Genomic DNA, 18128 nt, shown 5'->3' with positions numbered 1-18128 from the left:
AGATTTCATTCAACAATACTAACTTGTCGCATGATTCGATTACCGGAATCATCATAGATAAATTCGAACATCAGTTGAGATTGCCCTATTTTTATATTCAATATACTTCCTAATTCTCCCACAAAAGGACCATTTAATGTAATATTTTCCGGAGCAACCAGTGTCAAATTACCATTATTAGTAATTGTCACATTCTGTACAACAAGAGTATTACATCCCTGAACAGAAACCATCGAAGAGACTGTCCGGTTTTCAAAAGTATTGACACATGAACCTGTAACAAAGACAGATATGCTATCTGAGTGTTGTTCTTTTCTTAGACTATCAGATACAATCTGATTTGAACTATCACTTAGTTCTTCCCCGTTTTTGAAATCTTTTGAAGATATGAAATCCACAAATCCAAACAATAAGAAAGGTAGCATACATATCTTTACGTATGCCATAAACATATTTTCTCTTTTCATAGAAAAATCAGTTTACAAATTTCTTCAGTGTATCCGCTTTCTGTCCATCCACATACAACACATAGATAAACGTACCCAAACCGATCTCGGTCGGATTTATTTCCACTATATCATTTGCGGTTGTCAAGGTTATTTTCTTCAACATCCTTCCTGCAATATCAAACACCTGCAAATATGCATTGGCAAAAGTAGAAGGTAATGTATAAGAAACTGAGGAACCAGCTCTGTTATATAATTTTGCACCTTCTATAACGATATTATCTGTAGAAGTTGAACGCAATAGCGACTTACTTTCCTCTGGCAAAAGGCTCTGCAAAATATCTATTTCGTTCTGCTGTGCCTGAATAGTCTGTTGCATTTCTTTGAGACTTTCTACGATCAGAGGTATAAAACCTATATAATCAATCGATTTGATTCCATTTTCATCTGTCTGTACCAGTTCCGGTAAAACCTTCTCTATATCTTGTGCCAGGAAACCGATTCTCTTGCGACTGGCATCTTCCGCTTCTTTTCTATCAACAGCATTTTGATAAAGTTTGTCATCATTCTCTTTACCTGTCAAGGCTGCATTAGAAGAAACACTTGCACTATTCTGCATATTCTGAGCTTCGGTAAACTTTGATGCATCCTGTTCGCGATATTTATTAATTTCAGAAAGTTTATAATTATAGCTAACTCCATTTAGCTGACTTACAATATTTAATGGATTTTGAAGTGTCTGAACATTCTCTTTCAACCGAGCATCGGAAGTTATATTCACACCATTTACCCGAAGATTCGTATTGAAAACAAAATTACTATTCGATGCCGGAGCATAATATGCTACAATATTATTTGCTTGACCACTTGTAGTTAAATAGATACCCCTTTTCCCATGTAACCAAAGTTGATCCGTATCATCCGACCCATATTCCCCAATAAAGACATTCCATCCTTGATTTGGGTATTGTCCAAAATCACCGAACGTTAATTTTGAACCGGAACGCATATCACCATAAGGGCCAAATACCTGCATGGTTGTTACATTCAGAGGGTCTTCTGTCGGATCTGTTCTAAGCGTCCCCACTTGGACACGACCATTTTGTAGTAATCTCAACTGAGCATTTGAAGTAAAACACAAACAAGTAATTAAAACGGTTAATAGGTAAATCTTCTTTTTCATATCAATAGAGTTTATTTATTTTTTCATTCTACAGTAAATATTCCTGTTAATTCTCCCCCCTTGGAATCTTTCAATTTAACAGTATAACTGCCATTTAATGATTCACTCAGTTCAATTAATGATTTAGAACTTTTGAATACAGATATTACTTCTGAATAAATAATCATATTTTGGTCATTAGTAATTGTAATTTCTATTTCTCCTAATACATCTAAATAATAAACCATTAAAGCATTATTTTCCTGAAAAACTTCAATTAATTTAGAACTACTTCGCGTTGTCGGAGTAGACAAACGTCCTTTCAAATATACTTTTGAAGAACTCGTCACTGTACATAACTCTTTATTGCCAGAAGCAAATACATTAGTTGGAACACAAGGCATAAAAAAAGAGCCTACTACTATTAATGTTCCGAATAGTGTTTTAGTCAGATTCATACATTTATTCTTTAATTATGTTAATCTGAAAACAAATTTAGTTACTATTCGCTATCACACTACACGCATATAACTTTTCACAGAACACAATCAAAAACAACCAACTGATAATCAAATATATAATAAATATACAATATAACTTTTCAACTAATAGAAAAGGTTTATCAATTCAATTTTTCATTTAAGAAATCTCGTAAATTAGTAAAAGCTACGATACCTAAACTTTTTCGTATAGCAGAACGTTTCATATTTATTGTATTTACACTCAAATTTAATACAATTGATATTTCCACTGTTGAAAAACCAGAATAGGTCAAACAAAGAATACGATATTCTATTTCTTTCAATTGAGGATATAATTCTTTTAACCTGATAAAAAAATCATTATGCAATTTATTCATTACATCATATAAGACATCCCAGTTCAAAGCATCCTGACCATAGATTATCTCATTTATTTTTTTTATCCAAAATTCATCTTTATGAGATACATCTTTATTCATATAAATCTTTAAACTTGACATTTTCTTTAAAACATTAAAATGTTTAACTAAGTAGGAAGTAAATGTTTGTTCCTTTTCATCATATTTTTGGGATAAAATATTCAAACTCGTTATTTTTTCTTCTAATTCTAATATCTCATTTTTATGTTTTTTATATCTTCTGAATAATAAGAATATCAAAACAATAAAAAACAATATTCCTAATATTAAACCGATAAAGATATTTGCTCTTTCCAGTTTTAAACGAATATTATGTAATCGAATCTTTTCATAATCGTATTTTTTCTGAAGTTCCAACAATCTTTTATCCTGATTAACATCAATTATCTGCAAAAGATTCTCAGCATACATTTTATAATATGTCAAAGCCTCCGGATAATTTTTAAGGAGTTCCTCTCTCTCTGAAAGAAGCTGAAATAAATTAGCCTTTACATATACATCCTTTATGCTATCTTTCCTTTGCAACAAATAGCTCATATAGACATTTGCCGAATCTCCTTGATGACTTGCAGTATACAAATCTAACAAAGACACATATATTTTTATTTGATTATCTTGATTGGATGTGTATTCCAATGCTTCTTTCAAAAATCGAATAGCTTTTGTTAATTCTCCTTTCTGAGCATATAATACACCTAAGTTTTGTCGAACGATAGATTTCTCCTGGCATAATTTTTCTCTATCAACTAAATGCAAACATTCCATATAATAAAAAAGAGCACTATCCGGTTGTTCCAAATACTGAAAGCAATCACCTATTTGAATATAAGTAATAAGTTCACTTTTCAAATTTCCAACCTGTTTATAAAAAGAAGCAGACTTTCGAAAACTTAATATTGCTCCCTCACTATCAAACTGATTTAATAAAAGAACTCCAATAGCGTTCCGAATCAGTCCCCTCAAATTTATATTACCGCCTTTTTCCGCATACCCATCAGCTTCCAGAAAACATCTCATTGCATTTTCGCCGTTTCCACACTCCTTGTAATAACAACCACAATAATATAATGCCAAAGCGATATTAGGATTATCGTTCTTTTCCAAATAATAATCCCGTACGGAAAGAATAGTCGAATCAGATGTGATATCCTGATACAATTTATATTCAGCCTGAATTTTTAATAGGATATATCGATTATATTCTTCTGCGTTCAATTCCTCAGGGTAAAGAATAGAGCCCAATATATACAAAACACTATCAGGATCTGTTTCTAAAAGTGATTCTGATTCCGAGAATATCATTTCATTTTTTCCAGATCCGCAGGAAAGACACAATAGGATCTGAATGAATAAGATAGGTAGTATATATATTTTCATAACTGTATATATTATTTGCGTTGTCCTTTTGTTTTTCCGGCATTCTCTCTAATCGTAAAATTACACAAACAAAATTACTCAAACAATATATACAGCCATTATTTTTCAATAAGATTTTATCTTTCAATCATATTTGTCAATCCTAAAAACTTATAAGTCCAATCAACCTAAGAAATTGAAATGTGATAATAAAACACATTTTCCCCACATAATAATGGCAAATACAGTAATTTATCCATTCTTTTCATCGTTCGCCAGCAAATACATCACTTTATTCCGATATCCTACTCTGACTAACACACCTTCCTCTACAAATTTTTTCAGATCGGCCTCAGCCCGGTATCGGGAGCAACCGATAGCTTCTGCATAGCTGCGAGGACTGATACTGTCCCAGATAGCAATATGACTCAACAGTTTCTTTTTACGTTCTTCCCAACTATCCGGTTTCTTTTTGTCTTTTACATGTACCAAATCGATTTGCCGCAACTTTTCACGCAAAGAAGTGGAACAGCGATAGTTGATCCCGTCTACATATACCGTATTATTATCGGTTTTTTTCTTATTCGGAACAGTTCTCAATGATGGAGAGAAATATCCCAAATCATCCAACTCGACATGACAGCCATCTTCCAGAGCCAACTCGATCACCCAGGCAAACGAATCCAGAACGCTTTTCACTTCCGCCGATGAGACAGCCGAGCGTTCGCTTATCAGCCTGCATACTTTCTCCAGATTATATGTGCCCTGGCTGATTGCACGCGCATGGGATAATTTACTTCCTTTCCGGCCATTCGGTTTCGGTGTTGAATAAACTTTAAATTTTATAGCCATGATATTATTTATTAGGTTACGTACTATTGCTACTTACATGCCATACTAATTTGAATTACTACCGCGACTAATCAACGGTTGATAACCGTCCGCCGTATGGCTCATAATTATCGGTCATACGGCTCACATCCATCAACCATACGGCCGATAATTATAAGCCATTGAATTCATCCCGTTCAAAGATACGAAAGAATGAGGGAAATTATTCTCTTGAACGCTTATTTTTATAGCATCTTTGCGTCCTTTCAGTAGAAGCATACATATCCGGTTTAATGCAATACTTATTATTTACGATATACATGAAATTCTTCATGAAAAAGTAAAAAGTTTACGGTATACATGATACTTTTCGTATATTTGCTGATTATATACGATATACATACAACTTTTATAATTATGGAATATATATCACGTCCCACATACATTGAGAAAATAAAACCTTTTATCAACAAACAGATCATAAAGGTATTAACCGGACAAAGACGTGTCGGGAAAAGCTATGTTATGTATCAACTAATGGATGTTGTTAAAGAATCAGATCCAGAAGCCAACATTATATATGTAAATCGGGAACTGGAAAATTTCTTGTGGATACATGACTATACGGATCTATTGAAACATGTAAATGAGCAACTGACAGAAAAGAAAAAAAATTATCTCTTCATTGATGAAGTTCAGGATATAAGCTCCTTTCAACTGGCTCTGCGCAGTTTATTCGCAGAAAACAAATGTGATATTTTCTGCACCGGAAGTAATGCTAATATGCTATCCGGAGAACTGGCGACTTATTTAGGAGGACGATATATCGAATTCCCTATTCATGGACTGAGTTACAAGGAGTTTCTGATCTTCCACCAATTAACGGATTCCTATGAAAGTTTGACAAAATATCTGACTTATGGCGGTATGCCATATCTGGTAAACATCGGTTTAACAAATGAACATCCGTTCGAATATTTAAAAAGTATTTATTCTACCATCCTGCTGAAAGATGTAGTGGCTCGTGAAAATATTCGTAATATTTCATTCCTTGAAAATCTGGTATGCTTTTTATCCGACAATATCGGGAGCCTGTTCTCTGCCAGTAATATCAGTAAATTTCTGAAATCGCAGCGAATTGATATATCCCCCCAACTTACACTCAATTATTTGAAAGCTTTAGGAAATGCCTTTTTTATTTATAAGGTAAACCGAGCTGATATCGTTGGTCTAAAATTGTTTGAGATCGGAGAGAAATATTATTTTGAAGATTTGGGTATTCGAAATGCAATCAAAGGGTTCAATTTGCGCTCAGATATTCATAAAATCATGGAAAATGCTGTTTTTCTGCATCTTATTCAAGAGGGTTTTAATGTGTATGTCGGAAAATCCGGTGATAAAGAGATTGATTTTATCGGAGAAAAGAATGGTTCCAAGATTTATGTCCAGGTCACTCTGCAAATTACAAATGAAGAAACAGAAAAGCGGGAATTCGGAAACCTATTGGCTATCAACGACAATTATCCTAAATATGTAGTCACTCTTAACGATCTGATAGTTGGTAGCGATTACAAAGGTATCAAACAATTCAACCTGAATGACTTTTTGCAACGAGACCTTAATAAGAATTAATAATTCTGATTATCGCAATATATTTCTTACTTTTGCAGGTTAGAAATGGTAGGAACACCATAAGAAGTAAAATGGAAAAGGAAAATAATCCCATATACGAACATAACACGCTGGAGTTTGTAACTGTAGCGCTAGAGTTTTGCACATTTGTTGAAGCAGCCGGACAAAACGGCCTTTTTGATTTTATGGACAAAGCTGTAAAGATATTGCCCTTGCTCTATCTGAAGGCAACGCTTTTGCCGGAAGTGGAATCTGATGAAGATGCCGAGCCGGAATTGTTCGTAACAGAAGACATGTACGAATCTGTTCGTACCCGGATCGCAAGCCTGTTGGGAGAAAAAGATACCTATCTGGAAACTTTCCATCCGGATATGCAGTACAGTGACACGCCTATCGCTGCATTTATCTCGGAAAACCTGGCAGATGTTTATCAGGATGTCGGTAATTTCGTATCTCTTTTCCGTCAGGGATACGAAGAAGTGATGCTTCAGGCTATCGCCTTATGCCGTACTAACTTCCGGGAGTTCTGGGGACAGCAACTCCTGAATGCACTGAAAGCTCTTCATGCTGCCCGTTACAGTGATGATGAAATTATAGAAACGAACGAGGAATGATGACACAATATACACACACAATATCAAAAGAAGAAATATCACTTCTTGAAATAGAAGAATTTCCCGGTAGGATTATCGTTATCGACACCGAAAAAGATGCAGATAAAGCGGTTGAATACCTGTTACAATTTGAGGCTGTCGGTTTCGATACGGAGACACGTCCCAGCTTTAAAAAAGGTACGCGCTATAAAATCTCGTTGATGCAGATATCAACAGACGAGGCTTGTTTCCTGTTCCGCCTGAACAGGATCGGTATTCCTCAACCGCTCGAAGACTTCATGGTAAACGACAAAATATTAAAGATCGGCCTTTCCCTGCGCGACGACTTCGGCGCCATACGGAAACGGACAGATATCAAACCGGCGAACTTTCTGGATCTGCAAAATTATGTCGGACAGTTCGGTATCGAAGATGCCAGCCTGCAAAAGATATATGCTATCCTTTTCGACAAGAAAATATCGAAAGGCCAGCGCCTGAGTAACTGGGAAGCCGATGTACTGACCGAACAACAGAAGAAATATGCAGCCCTCGACGCCTGGGCCTGCCTGAAGATATACAACCAATTGAATCAAGATAAATAATAATGAACTATTGTAAAGTCTTTCTCAAACCTAAAAAGGAAGAATCGTTGCTGCGCTTCCATCCGTGGGTGTTCTCCGGAGCTATCCAAAGCATTGAAGGTAACCCGGAAGAGGGCGACCTGGTAGAAGTGTACGGAACAAACCAGCGTTTCCTGGCTATCGGCCACTATCAGATCGGTAGTATTGCCGTACGCATTTTATCGTTCAAGCCGGTCACTATCGACGCAAAATTCTGGGAAGAACGTATACGCGTTGCTTACACTCTCCGCAAGGAGCTGGATCTGGCAGAAGTAGAGAACAATAATACATATCGTCTGATTCATGGTGAAGGGGATAATCTTCCCGGTCTGGTGATCGATATCTATTCTCATACGGCTGTTATGCAGGCTCACTCGGTTGGTATGCATTATGCCCGTCATGATGTAGCCGAAGCATTAAAGACCGTCCTGGGAGATACTTTACAGAATATTTATTACAAATCGGAAGCGACTCTTCCCTACAAAGCCAATCTGGGAAGTGAAGATGGTTATTTGTTTGGCGGTGAAGTAGAAGATATTGCCATCGAGAACGGATTAAAATTCTGTGTAGACTGGCAGAAAGGACAAAAGACAGGTTTCTTTGTAGACCAGCGTGAAAACCGTTCGTTACTGGAAAAGTATGCGAAAGGCCATTCCGTATTGAATATGTTCTGTTACACAGGCGGTTTCTCATTCTATGCGATGCGCGGCGGAGCAGAAATCGTTCATTCGGTAGACAGTTCAGCCAAAGCGATATCGTTGACTAATAAGAATGTGGAGTTGAATTTCCCGGGCGATCCCCGTCATAAGGCCTTTGCGGAAGATGCTTTTAAATATCTGGAAAAGATGGGAAGCAATTATGACCTGATCATTCTGGACCCACCGGCGTTTGCCAAACATAAAAATGTTCTTCGCAACGCACTGCAGGGATATCGTAAATTGAATGCGATCGCTTTCGAAAAGATCAAACCGGGAGGTATCCTGTTTACATTCTCCTGCTCGCAGGTTGTCAGCAAAGAGAATTTCCGCCTGGCTGTATTCAGTGCTGCCGCCCAATCCGGCCGTAGTGTACGCATCCTGCACCAATTGACACAGCCGGCCGATCATCCAGTCAATATTTATCATCCGGAAGGGGAATATCTGAAAGGACTGGTTTTATATGTAGAATAAAAAAACTCCCCTTATAAAAAAACGTATCGACACCCTACAATGTTCGATACGTTTTTTTTTACACTCCCCCTTTTTATGCACATACACCACCCAATAACTATTAGAAATTAAGAAAAAATCACTATCTTTATCCGCTACGAACTATTAATATTAAACTCTACAACGACATGAAACAATATCTAATACTCGTCGTGCCAGCTTTACTCGCTCAAGGCTGCCTAAGCTCTAAAGAAGAAATAAAAGAGCAACCATTAAAAATGATTAAGCAAATTGATTTCTCCCATGTGAAAATCAATGACAATTTTTGGTCACCCCGGCTAAACAAACATGTCTCCACCACTCTGCCCGTTTGTATCGATCAAATAGAAAATCAAACCGGTCGCATTCGCAATTTTGAAAACGCAGCAAAAGGAGAAGGAAAACACTCAGGCTTCTTCTTCGACGATTCCGACGTTTACAAAGCACTGGAAGGCATTGCTTACAGCCTGATCAACCATCCTGACCCCGAACTGGAGAAAAAAGCCGACGAATGGATAGACAAAATTGAAAAAGCACAACAACCCGATGGGTACATCAATACCTTCTACACACTTACCAACTTGGAAAAACGCTGGACAAACATGGACAAGCATGAAATGTATTGCGCCGGACACATGATAGAGGCCGCAATAGCCTATTTCCAAGCAACTGGCAAACGCAAACTACTTGACGCCAGTATCCGTATGGCCGACCACATGATGAGGCAATTCGGACCAGAAAAAGCACATTGGGTTCCGGGGCATGAGGAAATTGAACTAGCTCTCGTAAAACTCTATCAAATTACCCAAGAAGAAAAATATCTAGATTTTGCCCATTGGCTACTGGAAGAACGCGGACACGGACATGGCAGCAAGGATGGCAAAGGTACATGGGATCCGGATTACTATCAAGACAACTACCCGGTCAAAGAACTTACCGACATCTCGGGGCATGCTGTACGAAACATGTACCTCTACTGTGGTATGGCCGACATAGCTGTCTTAAAAAACAACACCGAATATATGGCAGCCATACATCGATTATGGGACGATGTCGTATTGCGAAACATGTACATTACCGGAGGAATCGGTTCATCCAAACATAATGAAGGCTTCACAAAAGATTACGACTTACCGAATTTGAAGGCATATTGCGAAACCTGTGCTTCTGTCGGTATGGTACTTTGGAACCAACGTATGAATCTAATTACAGGCGACGCGAAATACATCGATATACTGGAACGCTCCATGTACAACGGCGTGCTTGCCGGCATCTCCCTAAGCGGTGACCGATTTTTCTATGTAAATCCCTTAGAATCGAAAGGAGACCATCACCGGCAAGAATGGTACGGCTGTGCCTGCTGCCCTAACCAACTCTCCCGTTTCCTGCCAACCATAGGTAATTACATCTACGCTATTTCTGACGATGCGCTCTGGGTCAACCTTTACGTAGGTAACACGACCCGGTTTACCCTCAACGACGATAACGTCATCCTACGGCAAGAGACCAATTACCCTTGGGATGGCTCCGTTAAACTCACAGTATCTTCCACCAAAGACCTGGATAAGGAAATCCGGCTCCGTATACCCGGTTGGTGCAAAAATTACACCATAACAATAAACGGAAAGGAAGTGGGCTTATCTCAAGAAAAAGGATATGCTATCGTTTACGACTGGAAATCGGGCGACGTGATCTCGTTAGACATGGATATGCCCGTCGAAGTTGAATCGGCCGATCCTCAAGTGATGGAAAACATAGGCAAACGTGCCATCCAACGCGGCCCTCTTGTTTACTGTGTGGAAGAAACAGACATCCCCGGCCATTTCGACCAGTTAACACTTACCCCCGACACCAAATTCCAAACTTCTTTCGAGAACGATCTTCTGAACGGAGTGAAAACCGTCAATGCCAAAAACGGGCAACAATTAATCACCTTCATCCCCTATTACGCATGGGACAACCGGGAAGCGGGAAAAATGAAAGTATGGATAGATTATAAGGAATAAATATATGTCGAATAAAAAGAGGTATAATTTTAAATATATTCAAAACATTACCTCTTAAAAAAATACCTGGATTTACAAAATTTAACGTACATCCGGATATTTATATATATATTTGTGAGATTTTTATAACAAAGAGTTAATAGAATCGTAACAGAAAAGGAGAAGGCTAATACTATATTTGCAGCATTTTTAGGATGAATGTAATTTTGAAATAATTCAGGAATGTATCAAAAAGCAGATGAAATAATATGGAATCTTTGCCTCAAAGGAGATCGTAAAGCTTTTGAAGTTTTATACCGGAGGTATTATCCTATATTATATAATTACGGTAAGATATATTCAAAGGATACGGATCTTGTAAAGAATTGCCTGCAAAACTTCTTTGTCAAACTGATGTCCAATTACTCCGGTTTATCTCAAACCGCTTCCGTCCGTTGTTATCTGCTGAAAGCCTTCCGGTATGCCTTATACAATGAATTAAAGTCTGAGCAGATCCGTAATGGCATCCTTATCAGTTGCCCCGATGATGTTTTGACAGTCAAAGCTGATCAATTCTTAGATGAAGAAGATCTGTCTCCTAAAAATGTATTTATAAGTTCGGCTTTCAGGAAATTGTCATCCAAACAGCAAGAGATATTGTACCTCTATTATATCAGGGAGCTGAATCATGATGAAATATCCGATTTGCTGAACATCAACTACCAATCCAGTAAAAATCTTCTTTTCAGATCAATCGCCAAATTGAGAAGTTTACTTCTTTCCGATTCATTTATGGATGAAGAATAATGTATTGCTATCACCCTTTTTTGATATTAAATGTTAAACAAAGCGTTTAATTTGTTAAATGCATATTCTATTGAGTACCGCGGGTAGTGATGAGTTGTAATAATTATAAAAGCACAACTTGTATGGCTAAAAATAAAATACAAAAGACAGATTTTGACAACGAGATGAAACAATTTATTTCACTTGTCAAAAAGCACGAACAGGTTACCGATATGGAAGTACAGGATTCGTGGGCAAACGTGAAGGAATTGTCATCTTCCGGAAAGAGCGGGAAGAAAACGCTTCGATACCTTCTTGCCGGATTATCCGTTGCTGCGTCTATAGCCATTCTTTTTATGATCTCCATGCATTACTTCGAGCCGCAGGAAGAATCGACCTTCCTTACCGAACTGCAAAAAGTGGCACCTGTGGATAGCCTAAACGAAATACATCTGGTTATTTCTGAAAACCGGCAGGTGGTATTGGAAAATGAAGCAGTCGTTAATTATGACGAAGAAGGTAGCATAACCGTAAACAACCAATTATCAAAGATTCCTGAAGAACCGGCTACTAAAGGGAACAATCTGAACCATATTATTGTACCTAAAGGGAAACGTACATATATCACTTTGTCGGATGGTACAAAAATGTATGTAAACGCAGCCAGTCACGTAATTTATCCATCGGTTTTCGGCAGCGACAAACGTGAAATAGCCGTAGAGGGAGAAGTGTATCTGGAAGTGGCCCATAATCCGAAAGCTCCGTTCATTGTAAAAACGAAAGGATTGGATGTCAAAGTGCTGGGAACGGTTTTCAATGTTACCGCCTATGAAGAACAAAACATCTCCGTTGTATTGGTGAACGGACGTGTCGAAGTAAACTCTTCTGCAAAAGAAAAGATACTGTTAAGTCCTTCCCAAATGGTTAGTCTGAAGGATGGCATTATGAAAAAAGAAAAGGTCGATGTAACGAAATATATCTGTTGGAAAGACAATATTATGCTTTTAGAAAAGGAAACCGTATCGAAGGTGCTGGATAATTTATCCCGTTATTACGGAGTGCCTATCTGGTATGATAAAAGCATAGCCAGCCGGAAACTCTCCGGCAAGCTCGATCTTTGTGAATCTATCGATGAAGTCCTGGATATCGTAAAAGTTTCAGCTTCATTGAACGTCGAAAAAGCAGAAGGCGGAGGATATCACTTTCTGGAATAAAAGAAACGGGAGAATAGATAAATAGAGTATTAACAAATAACAGATTTGCCTATGAAGATATAAAAAAAACAAAAAAAGATCGGACACTGTTGGCGCAATTGTCCGATCTATCAAGAGATAATCCTTAGTCGTTTAAAGAATTATAATACAAAGGTATGGAAAAAAATACAGCAATTAATCGAAAAAAGATTAATTACATAAAATTAGCATGTTTATTGATATCTTTAATATCATATCCTGCGTTAACCACACATGCATCAACTCCCCATGAAATGCTAGGGGAGAAATTGACTGTCCAGATGCAAAACAAGACATTAAAAGAAGTCTTTTCATATATAGAAAAAAACAGCAAGTACGTGTTTATATATGAAGAAGCGGTAGATCTGGGAAAGAAGGTCAATGTGGATATTTTAAACAAATCCATCGATGAAATTATCAAAGAGGTCTTTTCTTCAAATGGTTTTTCTTACGTTATCAAAGGCAGACAAGTAATTGTGAAGAACGAGAAAGAGACCGCTTCAAAACAGGCACCTGTCACAACACAAAACGGTATTGCTGTCCGGGGCACCGTCACTGACCATACAGGTATGCCGCTCGTCGGAGTAAACGTAGTTGTAAAAGGGACAACGATCGGTACCGTTACAGATATCGACGGAAACTTCGACCTGACGAACGTTCCACAGGGTTCCATCCTGCAATTTTCCTACATAGGCTACAAGAATCAGGAAATGAAAGCCCAGGCTAAAGTGACCGTTGCCTTGAGTGAGGATAACGAATTGCTGGATGAAGTGGTCGTTGTCGGTTACGGTACGCAAAAGAAAGTCAACATGACCGGTGCCGTTTCTTCGGTGAAGGTAGGTGCACTCGATAACCGTCCTGTAACAAATGCCACCAATGCATTGGCAGGTCTGGCAGCCGGTCTGTCTGTAACCAATACCGGGGGTAGCGTACCGGGATTAGAAAGCCCGACAATCCGTATTCGTGGTCAGGGAACTTTGAATAATTCAGATCCGCTCATCGTTATCGATGGTATGGCCGGAGCCAGTATCAGCGATATTAATCCCCAGGATATCGAGTCTATCTCTATTCTAAAAGATGCTGCTTCATCTGCTATTTATGGTTCCCGTGCCGCTAACGGTGTTATCCTGATCACGACAAAGAAGGGAACAGAAGGGTCTGCCAGAATTACTTACAACGGGAATGTTTCATTTGAAAAAGCGGCTAAACGCTTAAACCTTGTTACCGATTATGCCGATTTCATGGAGATTCAAAATGCCGGTTTGATTGCCAACGGGCAAGCTCCCCGTTTCTCACAGGGCAAAATTGACGAATGGCGTAACGATGGAGGTAAAAATCCTACGATATACCCCAATACCGACTGGCAAGACCATATCTACCGCAGCCCCTCGGTCGTTCAAAATCACACTGTAACAGCCAATGGAGGTACTAAGTCTGCCCGTTACAACCTCTCTTTCGGTTATATCAATAATCCCGGTATGATCTATCACTCCAACTACAAACGTTATCAGATGCGTGCCAACGTAGATGTGGATATCAAGCCCTGGCTGACAGTTGGTGCCAACGCATACGGTTATGTGGATTACAATAATCCTTCTGCCGATACTGCCGGTGCCGGTGGCGATGTTATTTGGGGATACGGTGCCTTCAACACGGTGCCGGGAATGACTCTTTACGATCCGGCAACAGGATTGTACGGTGGTATTCAAAATCCGGAAGAGGAAAACGTCAGCAATGCAAACCCGTATCGCCGTATGTGGTTCTACAAAGAAGACTTCCCTACCATCTCCCGTCGTACAGTGGCCAAGATGTATGGCCGCATCACTCCGTTCAAAGGTCTGACCATCGATGCATCATATACTTATAATGCCTGGGATCGTCGTATAGAACATCATTTGACCGACCGCGATCTGTATCGCTTTACAGCAGACGGGCCGGTTTTGCTCCGGGCCGGCACGGTTCGTACTTATATCAGAAGATACAACTATCGCAATGACTTCCGGGCATCGGATATAACCGCCCGTTACGAATTTAAGCTCGATAAGTTAGATGCTTCCGTCATGGCCGGTGCCAGCCAGGAATATAATAAGTACGACCAGGATTATTACCTGAAATATGACCTTGTCGATGAGTCGCTGACAGCTCTCGATGCAGCCTCTACACTCGGACGTATTACCGGTAACTACAACGAATGGGCCATGCGTTCTTACTTCGGCCGTATCAATTTGGTTTGGGATGACAAATATATGCTGGAAGCTAATTTACGCGCCGACGGTTCTTCCCGGTTCGCTCCTAACAAGCGTTGGGGTTACTTTCCATCCGTATCTGCCGGCTGGCGTATCTCGCAGGAAAAATTCATGGAAGATTACCAGGATTGGTTGAGTTCGTTAAAGCTTCGTGTTTCTTACGGTTCGCTGGGTAACAATGCGGCATCGAACAATTATATGTACCAGTCACTTTATGCAGCAACAAATTATGTTTTGGGTAACACTATTACCGGTGGTCTGTCGCAAACAACGTTATCCAACACCCAGTTAACCTGGGAAAGTACATATGTGACCAATGTCGGTCTCGATTTCGGTTTCTTCAAAAATCGGTTAAGCGGATCTTTCGAATGGTTCAACAGAGATACCAAAGGCATCCTAATTTCACTTCCGGTTCCACTGGAACATGGTACGTCTTCTGTTCCTAACCAAAATGCGGGGGAAGTAAATAACCGGGGCGTTGACCTGGAGATCAACTGGACGGATCAGATAGAGAAAGTGGGGTACTCCGTAGGTTTCAATATGGGTTTTGTCAGCAACAAGGTAACAAAGTTCCAGGGCGATGTAGCATCTATCAGCGGAGTTAATAAGATACAAGAGGGAAAACCGATCAATCAGTATTATGTACTCAAGGTAGACCGCATTGTCCGCGACCAGTCCGACCTGGATTATGTACAATCGTTGGTTGATAAGAATCCCAACTATTTCGCGACCTATCAACGTCCTGAACTCGGAGATTTCCTGTTTTCCGACGCCAACGGCGACGGTAATCTGAATGCAGACGACCGCGTTGAAATCGGTCACGGAGACAGCCCGCGACTTACTTTCGGTGCAAATCTGGGACTGACCTGGAACAACTTCGATTTCAGTATGCTTCTCCAGGGGGTAGGCGATTATAAAGTTTATTACAACAACCAGGCTTTCCGCTTCACGACTGTTATGGGGCAATCGCTTATCAAGGATATTACAGACAATGCATGGACTCCTGAAAATCCATACAATTCCATCTATCCGCGGTTGCGTAATAATGCAAACAGCAAAAACAATATAGCCAGCGATGCGTTCATTCATAACGCAGCCTATCTCCGTTGTAAGAATATCCAGTTGGGTTACACGCTTCCTAAGAGTATCTCCCAGAAGTTCTTCGTTGAAAATCTGAAGATCTATACGAGTATCGACAACCTGTTCACCATTACCAGTTTCCCCGGACTGGATCCTGAAATTGCAGCAACTGTCGGCTATCCGGCAGTCCGTCAATATTCTTTAGGTCTTAATGTTTCATTCTAAAATCAGAGTACAATGAAAGGTAAAAATATAATTTCCGCATTTTTGGGTGCTGTTCTCCTGCTCAGCAGTTGCGAAAGCCTGGACTATACCCGCCCTGACCAGTTGTCAAGCGCAACATTCTGGAAGACAGAAGCTCATGCCAAGCAAGCAGCTGTCGGTCTGTACCAGGCCATGATGCAAACCTGGTGTTTCGGCCTGGAGTTTGCATTCGATATGTGTACTGACCTAGCTGACGGTACCAGTCCTTTTGCCGATATTTCGCGCGGGACATCATTCGCCTCAACCAGCGGAGCCGTACAAAACCACTGGCAATATCTGTATGAATTGGTTCACCGTTCGAATACGGTAATCCGTAATGTCTCCGCAATGAATATCGATCAGAACACCATTAATCAAATAGTCGGTGAAGCTAAATTCCTTCGTGCTATGGCTTACTTCCGTATGCTTAATTGTTGGGGAGGAGTACCTTACTACGATGAAACCTGTATTATCGAAGAGGAATTTGCTACGGTTACCAGTCCGCGCAGTTCGGCTGAAGAAATCCGCCAGCATGTGATCGACGATCTGACCGATGCAATCGCCAAGTTACCTGTCAACTGGGAAAGCAGTGATTATGGCCGTGTGACCAAAGGAGCGGCTTACGCACTTCGCGGAAAGGTTTATCTCTTTAATAAAGAGTGGTCTAAAGCTATTACGGACTTTGAAGAGATCGTGTACAACAAGAGCAATAACTACGGTTATGCCTTACATTCTAATTATGAGAACCTGTTCCGCCTTTATAATGGTGCACGCAGTAACGAGATGATTTTTGCTATACAGTCTATCGACGGTAACGTTGCCGGTTATGCTTTGAATATTGTCGGTTATTTCGGTAACAAAGCAACCATGCGTCTGATTGCCAGCAACTGTATCGTACCTTCAACCAAAATGGTTGACTTGTATGAAAAACCTGATGGCCAGAAGTTCAACTGGGACGAAGTATTTCCCGGCTTCAATAACGGAAACTCACAATTCCGCCGTAAATGCCTCGCTGTTGCAATTAATGATGCCAGTACCGAGATAACCAGTACATTAGACTGCGATACCGCAAAGGTTTCAGCTGTCTATAATGACCGCGACCCACGCTTATGCTGGAACGTGATCACTCCGTTCTCCCATTATCTGGGTACAGATGCCGGTTCGAATCCAAGAGACAAGCAATTTGTCATCGTAGATCCGACAAAGGGTGGTGCACCAATGGAAGCACAATCGTTCATCCGTAACTCCGAAGGCTGGAACTCCTACTTCTGGCGTAAATGGATCCCAACCGGTAACCTGGATGGTTATTGGGGGGAATACAACCGTACTCCCTATGAATTTCCATTGCTTCGCCTTGGCGATGTGATCTTGATGCTTGCAGAGGCTTACAACGAAAATGGTGAAACAGACAAGGCCATTGCAGAAGTCAATAAGATACGTGCCCGCGTCGATATGCCCGGCCTGAACTCCGGCCCTACCTGGATGGCAGTAAACAGCAAAGACGAAATGACACAACGCATCCGTGACGAACGTGCCCGTGAACTTGCCGGCGAAGGCCAACGTTATTGGGATCTCCGTCGTTGGGGAATACTCCAGTCGACTGTAAAAGATGCAACCGATATTCTCGGCGACCTGATGTATGAACGCGCTTACCAGTCACGCCACGAAATCTGGCCGATACCATTTGTTGAAATGGAACGTAATACAAACCTGATCCAAAATACGGATTGGTAACCTGATCATAGACAACACACTTTTAAACAGACCTGTGTATGATAGACCAGGTCTGTTTTTAATATGGTTCTTCTATTGATATTCAGGCTTGCAC

Annotated in this window: 14 protein-coding genes; 9 read left to right on the top strand and 5 right to left on the bottom strand. The window is 40.0% G+C overall.

Annotated features, from left to right (window positions below):
• Positions 1-5: 5 nt before the first annotated feature.
• From HMPREF1536_RS15345 to HMPREF1536_RS15325, 5 genes are all read right to left on the bottom strand, one after another.
• On the bottom strand, positions 6-467 hold the full coding sequence (locus HMPREF1536_RS15345) for a hypothetical protein (protein ID WP_081693234.1): 462 nt from the start codon (positions 465-467) through the stop codon (positions 6-8).
• Between the two features lie 7 nt (positions 468-474).
• A complete protein-coding gene (locus tag HMPREF1536_RS15340; protein WP_028726129.1) occupies positions 475-1629 on the bottom strand; it encodes a tail fiber domain-containing protein in 1155 nt (384 codons plus the stop codon).
• A 23-nt stretch (positions 1630-1652) separates the two neighbouring features.
• Positions 1653-2066 carry a DUF3244 domain-containing protein gene (locus tag HMPREF1536_RS15335; RefSeq protein WP_028726128.1) on the bottom strand — a complete coding sequence of 138 codons (414 nt, stop codon included), beginning with the start codon at positions 2064-2066 and terminating at the stop codon, positions 1653-1655.
• Between the two features lie 164 nt (positions 2067-2230).
• Positions 2231-3886, bottom strand: a complete 1656-nt coding sequence (locus HMPREF1536_RS15330) for a tetratricopeptide repeat protein (protein WP_028726127.1) — start codon at positions 3884-3886, stop codon at positions 2231-2233.
• A 231-nt stretch (positions 3887-4117) separates the two neighbouring features.
• Positions 4118-4717: an HU family DNA-binding protein gene (locus HMPREF1536_RS15325; protein ID WP_028726126.1), complete on the bottom strand. Its 600-nt coding sequence runs from the start codon at positions 4715-4717 to the stop codon at positions 4118-4120.
• A gap of 393 nt (positions 4718-5110) precedes the next feature.
• Here HMPREF1536_RS15325 and HMPREF1536_RS15320 point away from each other — a divergent pair, with 393 nt between their 5' ends.
• The 9 genes from HMPREF1536_RS15320 to HMPREF1536_RS15280 all read left to right on the top strand — a co-directional run bounded on the left by HMPREF1536_RS15320 (position 5111) and on the right by HMPREF1536_RS15280 (position 18034).
• Positions 5111-6328: an ATP-binding protein gene (locus HMPREF1536_RS15320; RefSeq protein WP_087880984.1), complete on the top strand. Its 1218-nt coding sequence runs from the start codon at positions 5111-5113 to the stop codon at positions 6326-6328.
• A 71-nt stretch (positions 6329-6399) separates the two neighbouring features.
• Positions 6400-6942: a DUF5063 domain-containing protein gene (locus HMPREF1536_RS15315; RefSeq protein WP_028726124.1), complete on the top strand. Its 543-nt coding sequence runs from the start codon at positions 6400-6402 to the stop codon at positions 6940-6942.
• On the top strand, positions 6939-7523 hold the full coding sequence (locus tag HMPREF1536_RS15310) for a 3'-5' exonuclease (protein WP_028726123.1): 585 nt from the start codon (positions 6939-6941) through the stop codon (positions 7521-7523). Before HMPREF1536_RS15315 ends, HMPREF1536_RS15310 begins: the two co-directional genes overlap by 4 nt.
• 2 nt (positions 7524-7525) lie before the next feature.
• The gene (locus HMPREF1536_RS15305; protein ID WP_028726122.1) at positions 7526-8710 is read left to right on the top strand and encodes a class I SAM-dependent rRNA methyltransferase; all 1185 of its coding nucleotides are present in this window, start codon (positions 7526-7528) and stop codon (positions 8708-8710) included.
• 167 nt (positions 8711-8877) lie between these two features.
• The gene (locus tag HMPREF1536_RS15300; RefSeq protein ID WP_028726121.1) at positions 8878-10734 is read left to right on the top strand and encodes a glycoside hydrolase family 127 protein; all 1857 of its coding nucleotides are present in this window, start codon (positions 8878-8880) and stop codon (positions 10732-10734) included.
• A 222-nt stretch (positions 10735-10956) separates the two neighbouring features.
• On the top strand, positions 10957-11520 hold the full coding sequence (locus tag HMPREF1536_RS15295; RefSeq protein ID WP_028726120.1) for an RNA polymerase sigma factor: 564 nt from the start codon (positions 10957-10959) through the stop codon (positions 11518-11520).
• 122 nt (positions 11521-11642) lie between these two features.
• Entirely contained in the window at positions 11643-12713 is a 1071-nt protein-coding gene (locus HMPREF1536_RS15290) for a FecR family protein (RefSeq protein ID WP_028726119.1), read from the top strand.
• A 356-nt stretch (positions 12714-13069) separates the two neighbouring features.
• Positions 13070-16282, top strand: a complete 3213-nt coding sequence (locus tag HMPREF1536_RS15285; protein WP_157395703.1) for a TonB-dependent receptor — start codon at positions 13070-13072, stop codon at positions 16280-16282.
• Between the two features lie 12 nt (positions 16283-16294).
• On the top strand, positions 16295-18034 hold the full coding sequence (locus HMPREF1536_RS15280) for a RagB/SusD family nutrient uptake outer membrane protein (RefSeq protein ID WP_028726118.1): 1740 nt from the start codon (positions 16295-16297) through the stop codon (positions 18032-18034).
• Positions 18035-18128: the final 94 nt, after the last annotated feature.

Source organism: Parabacteroides gordonii MS-1 = DSM 23371 (assembly GCF_000969825.1).
GTDB classification, from domain to species: domain Bacteria; phylum Bacteroidota; class Bacteroidia; order Bacteroidales; family Tannerellaceae; genus Parabacteroides; species Parabacteroides gordonii.
This window is presented reverse-complemented; position numbering and strand designations above follow the sequence as displayed.

Bases quoted from the DNA above. Each gene is read 5' to 3' on its own strand.
- HMPREF1536_RS15345 (WP_081693234.1), bottom strand. From the start codon at position 467: ATGAAAAGAGAAAATATGTTTATGGCATACGTAAAGATATGTATGCTA.
- HMPREF1536_RS15340 (WP_028726129.1), bottom strand. From the start codon at position 1,629: ATGAAAAAGAAGATTTACCTATTAACCGTTTTAATTACTTGTTTGTGT.
- HMPREF1536_RS15335 (WP_028726128.1), bottom strand. From the start codon at position 2,066: ATGAATCTGACTAAAACACTATTCGGAACATTAATAGTAGTAGGCTCT.
- HMPREF1536_RS15330 (WP_028726127.1), bottom strand. From the start codon at position 3,886: ATGAAAATATATATACTACCTATCTTATTCATTCAGATCCTATTGTGT.
- HMPREF1536_RS15325 (WP_028726126.1), bottom strand. From the start codon at position 4,717: ATGGCTATAAAATTTAAAGTTTATTCAACACCGAAACCGAATGGCCGG.
- HMPREF1536_RS15315 (WP_028726124.1), top strand. From the start codon at position 6,400: ATGGAAAAGGAAAATAATCCCATATACGAACATAACACGCTGGAGTTT.
- HMPREF1536_RS15310 (WP_028726123.1), top strand. From the start codon at position 6,939: ATGATGACACAATATACACACACAATATCAAAAGAAGAAATATCACTT.
- HMPREF1536_RS15305 (WP_028726122.1), top strand. From the start codon at position 7,526: ATGAACTATTGTAAAGTCTTTCTCAAACCTAAAAAGGAAGAATCGTTG.
- HMPREF1536_RS15300 (WP_028726121.1), top strand. From the start codon at position 8,878: ATGAAACAATATCTAATACTCGTCGTGCCAGCTTTACTCGCTCAAGGC.
- HMPREF1536_RS15295 (WP_028726120.1), top strand. From the start codon at position 10,957: ATGTATCAAAAAGCAGATGAAATAATATGGAATCTTTGCCTCAAAGGA.
- HMPREF1536_RS15290 (WP_028726119.1), top strand. From the start codon at position 11,643: ATGGCTAAAAATAAAATACAAAAGACAGATTTTGACAACGAGATGAAA.
- HMPREF1536_RS15280 (WP_028726118.1), top strand. From the start codon at position 16,295: ATGAAAGGTAAAAATATAATTTCCGCATTTTTGGGTGCTGTTCTCCTG.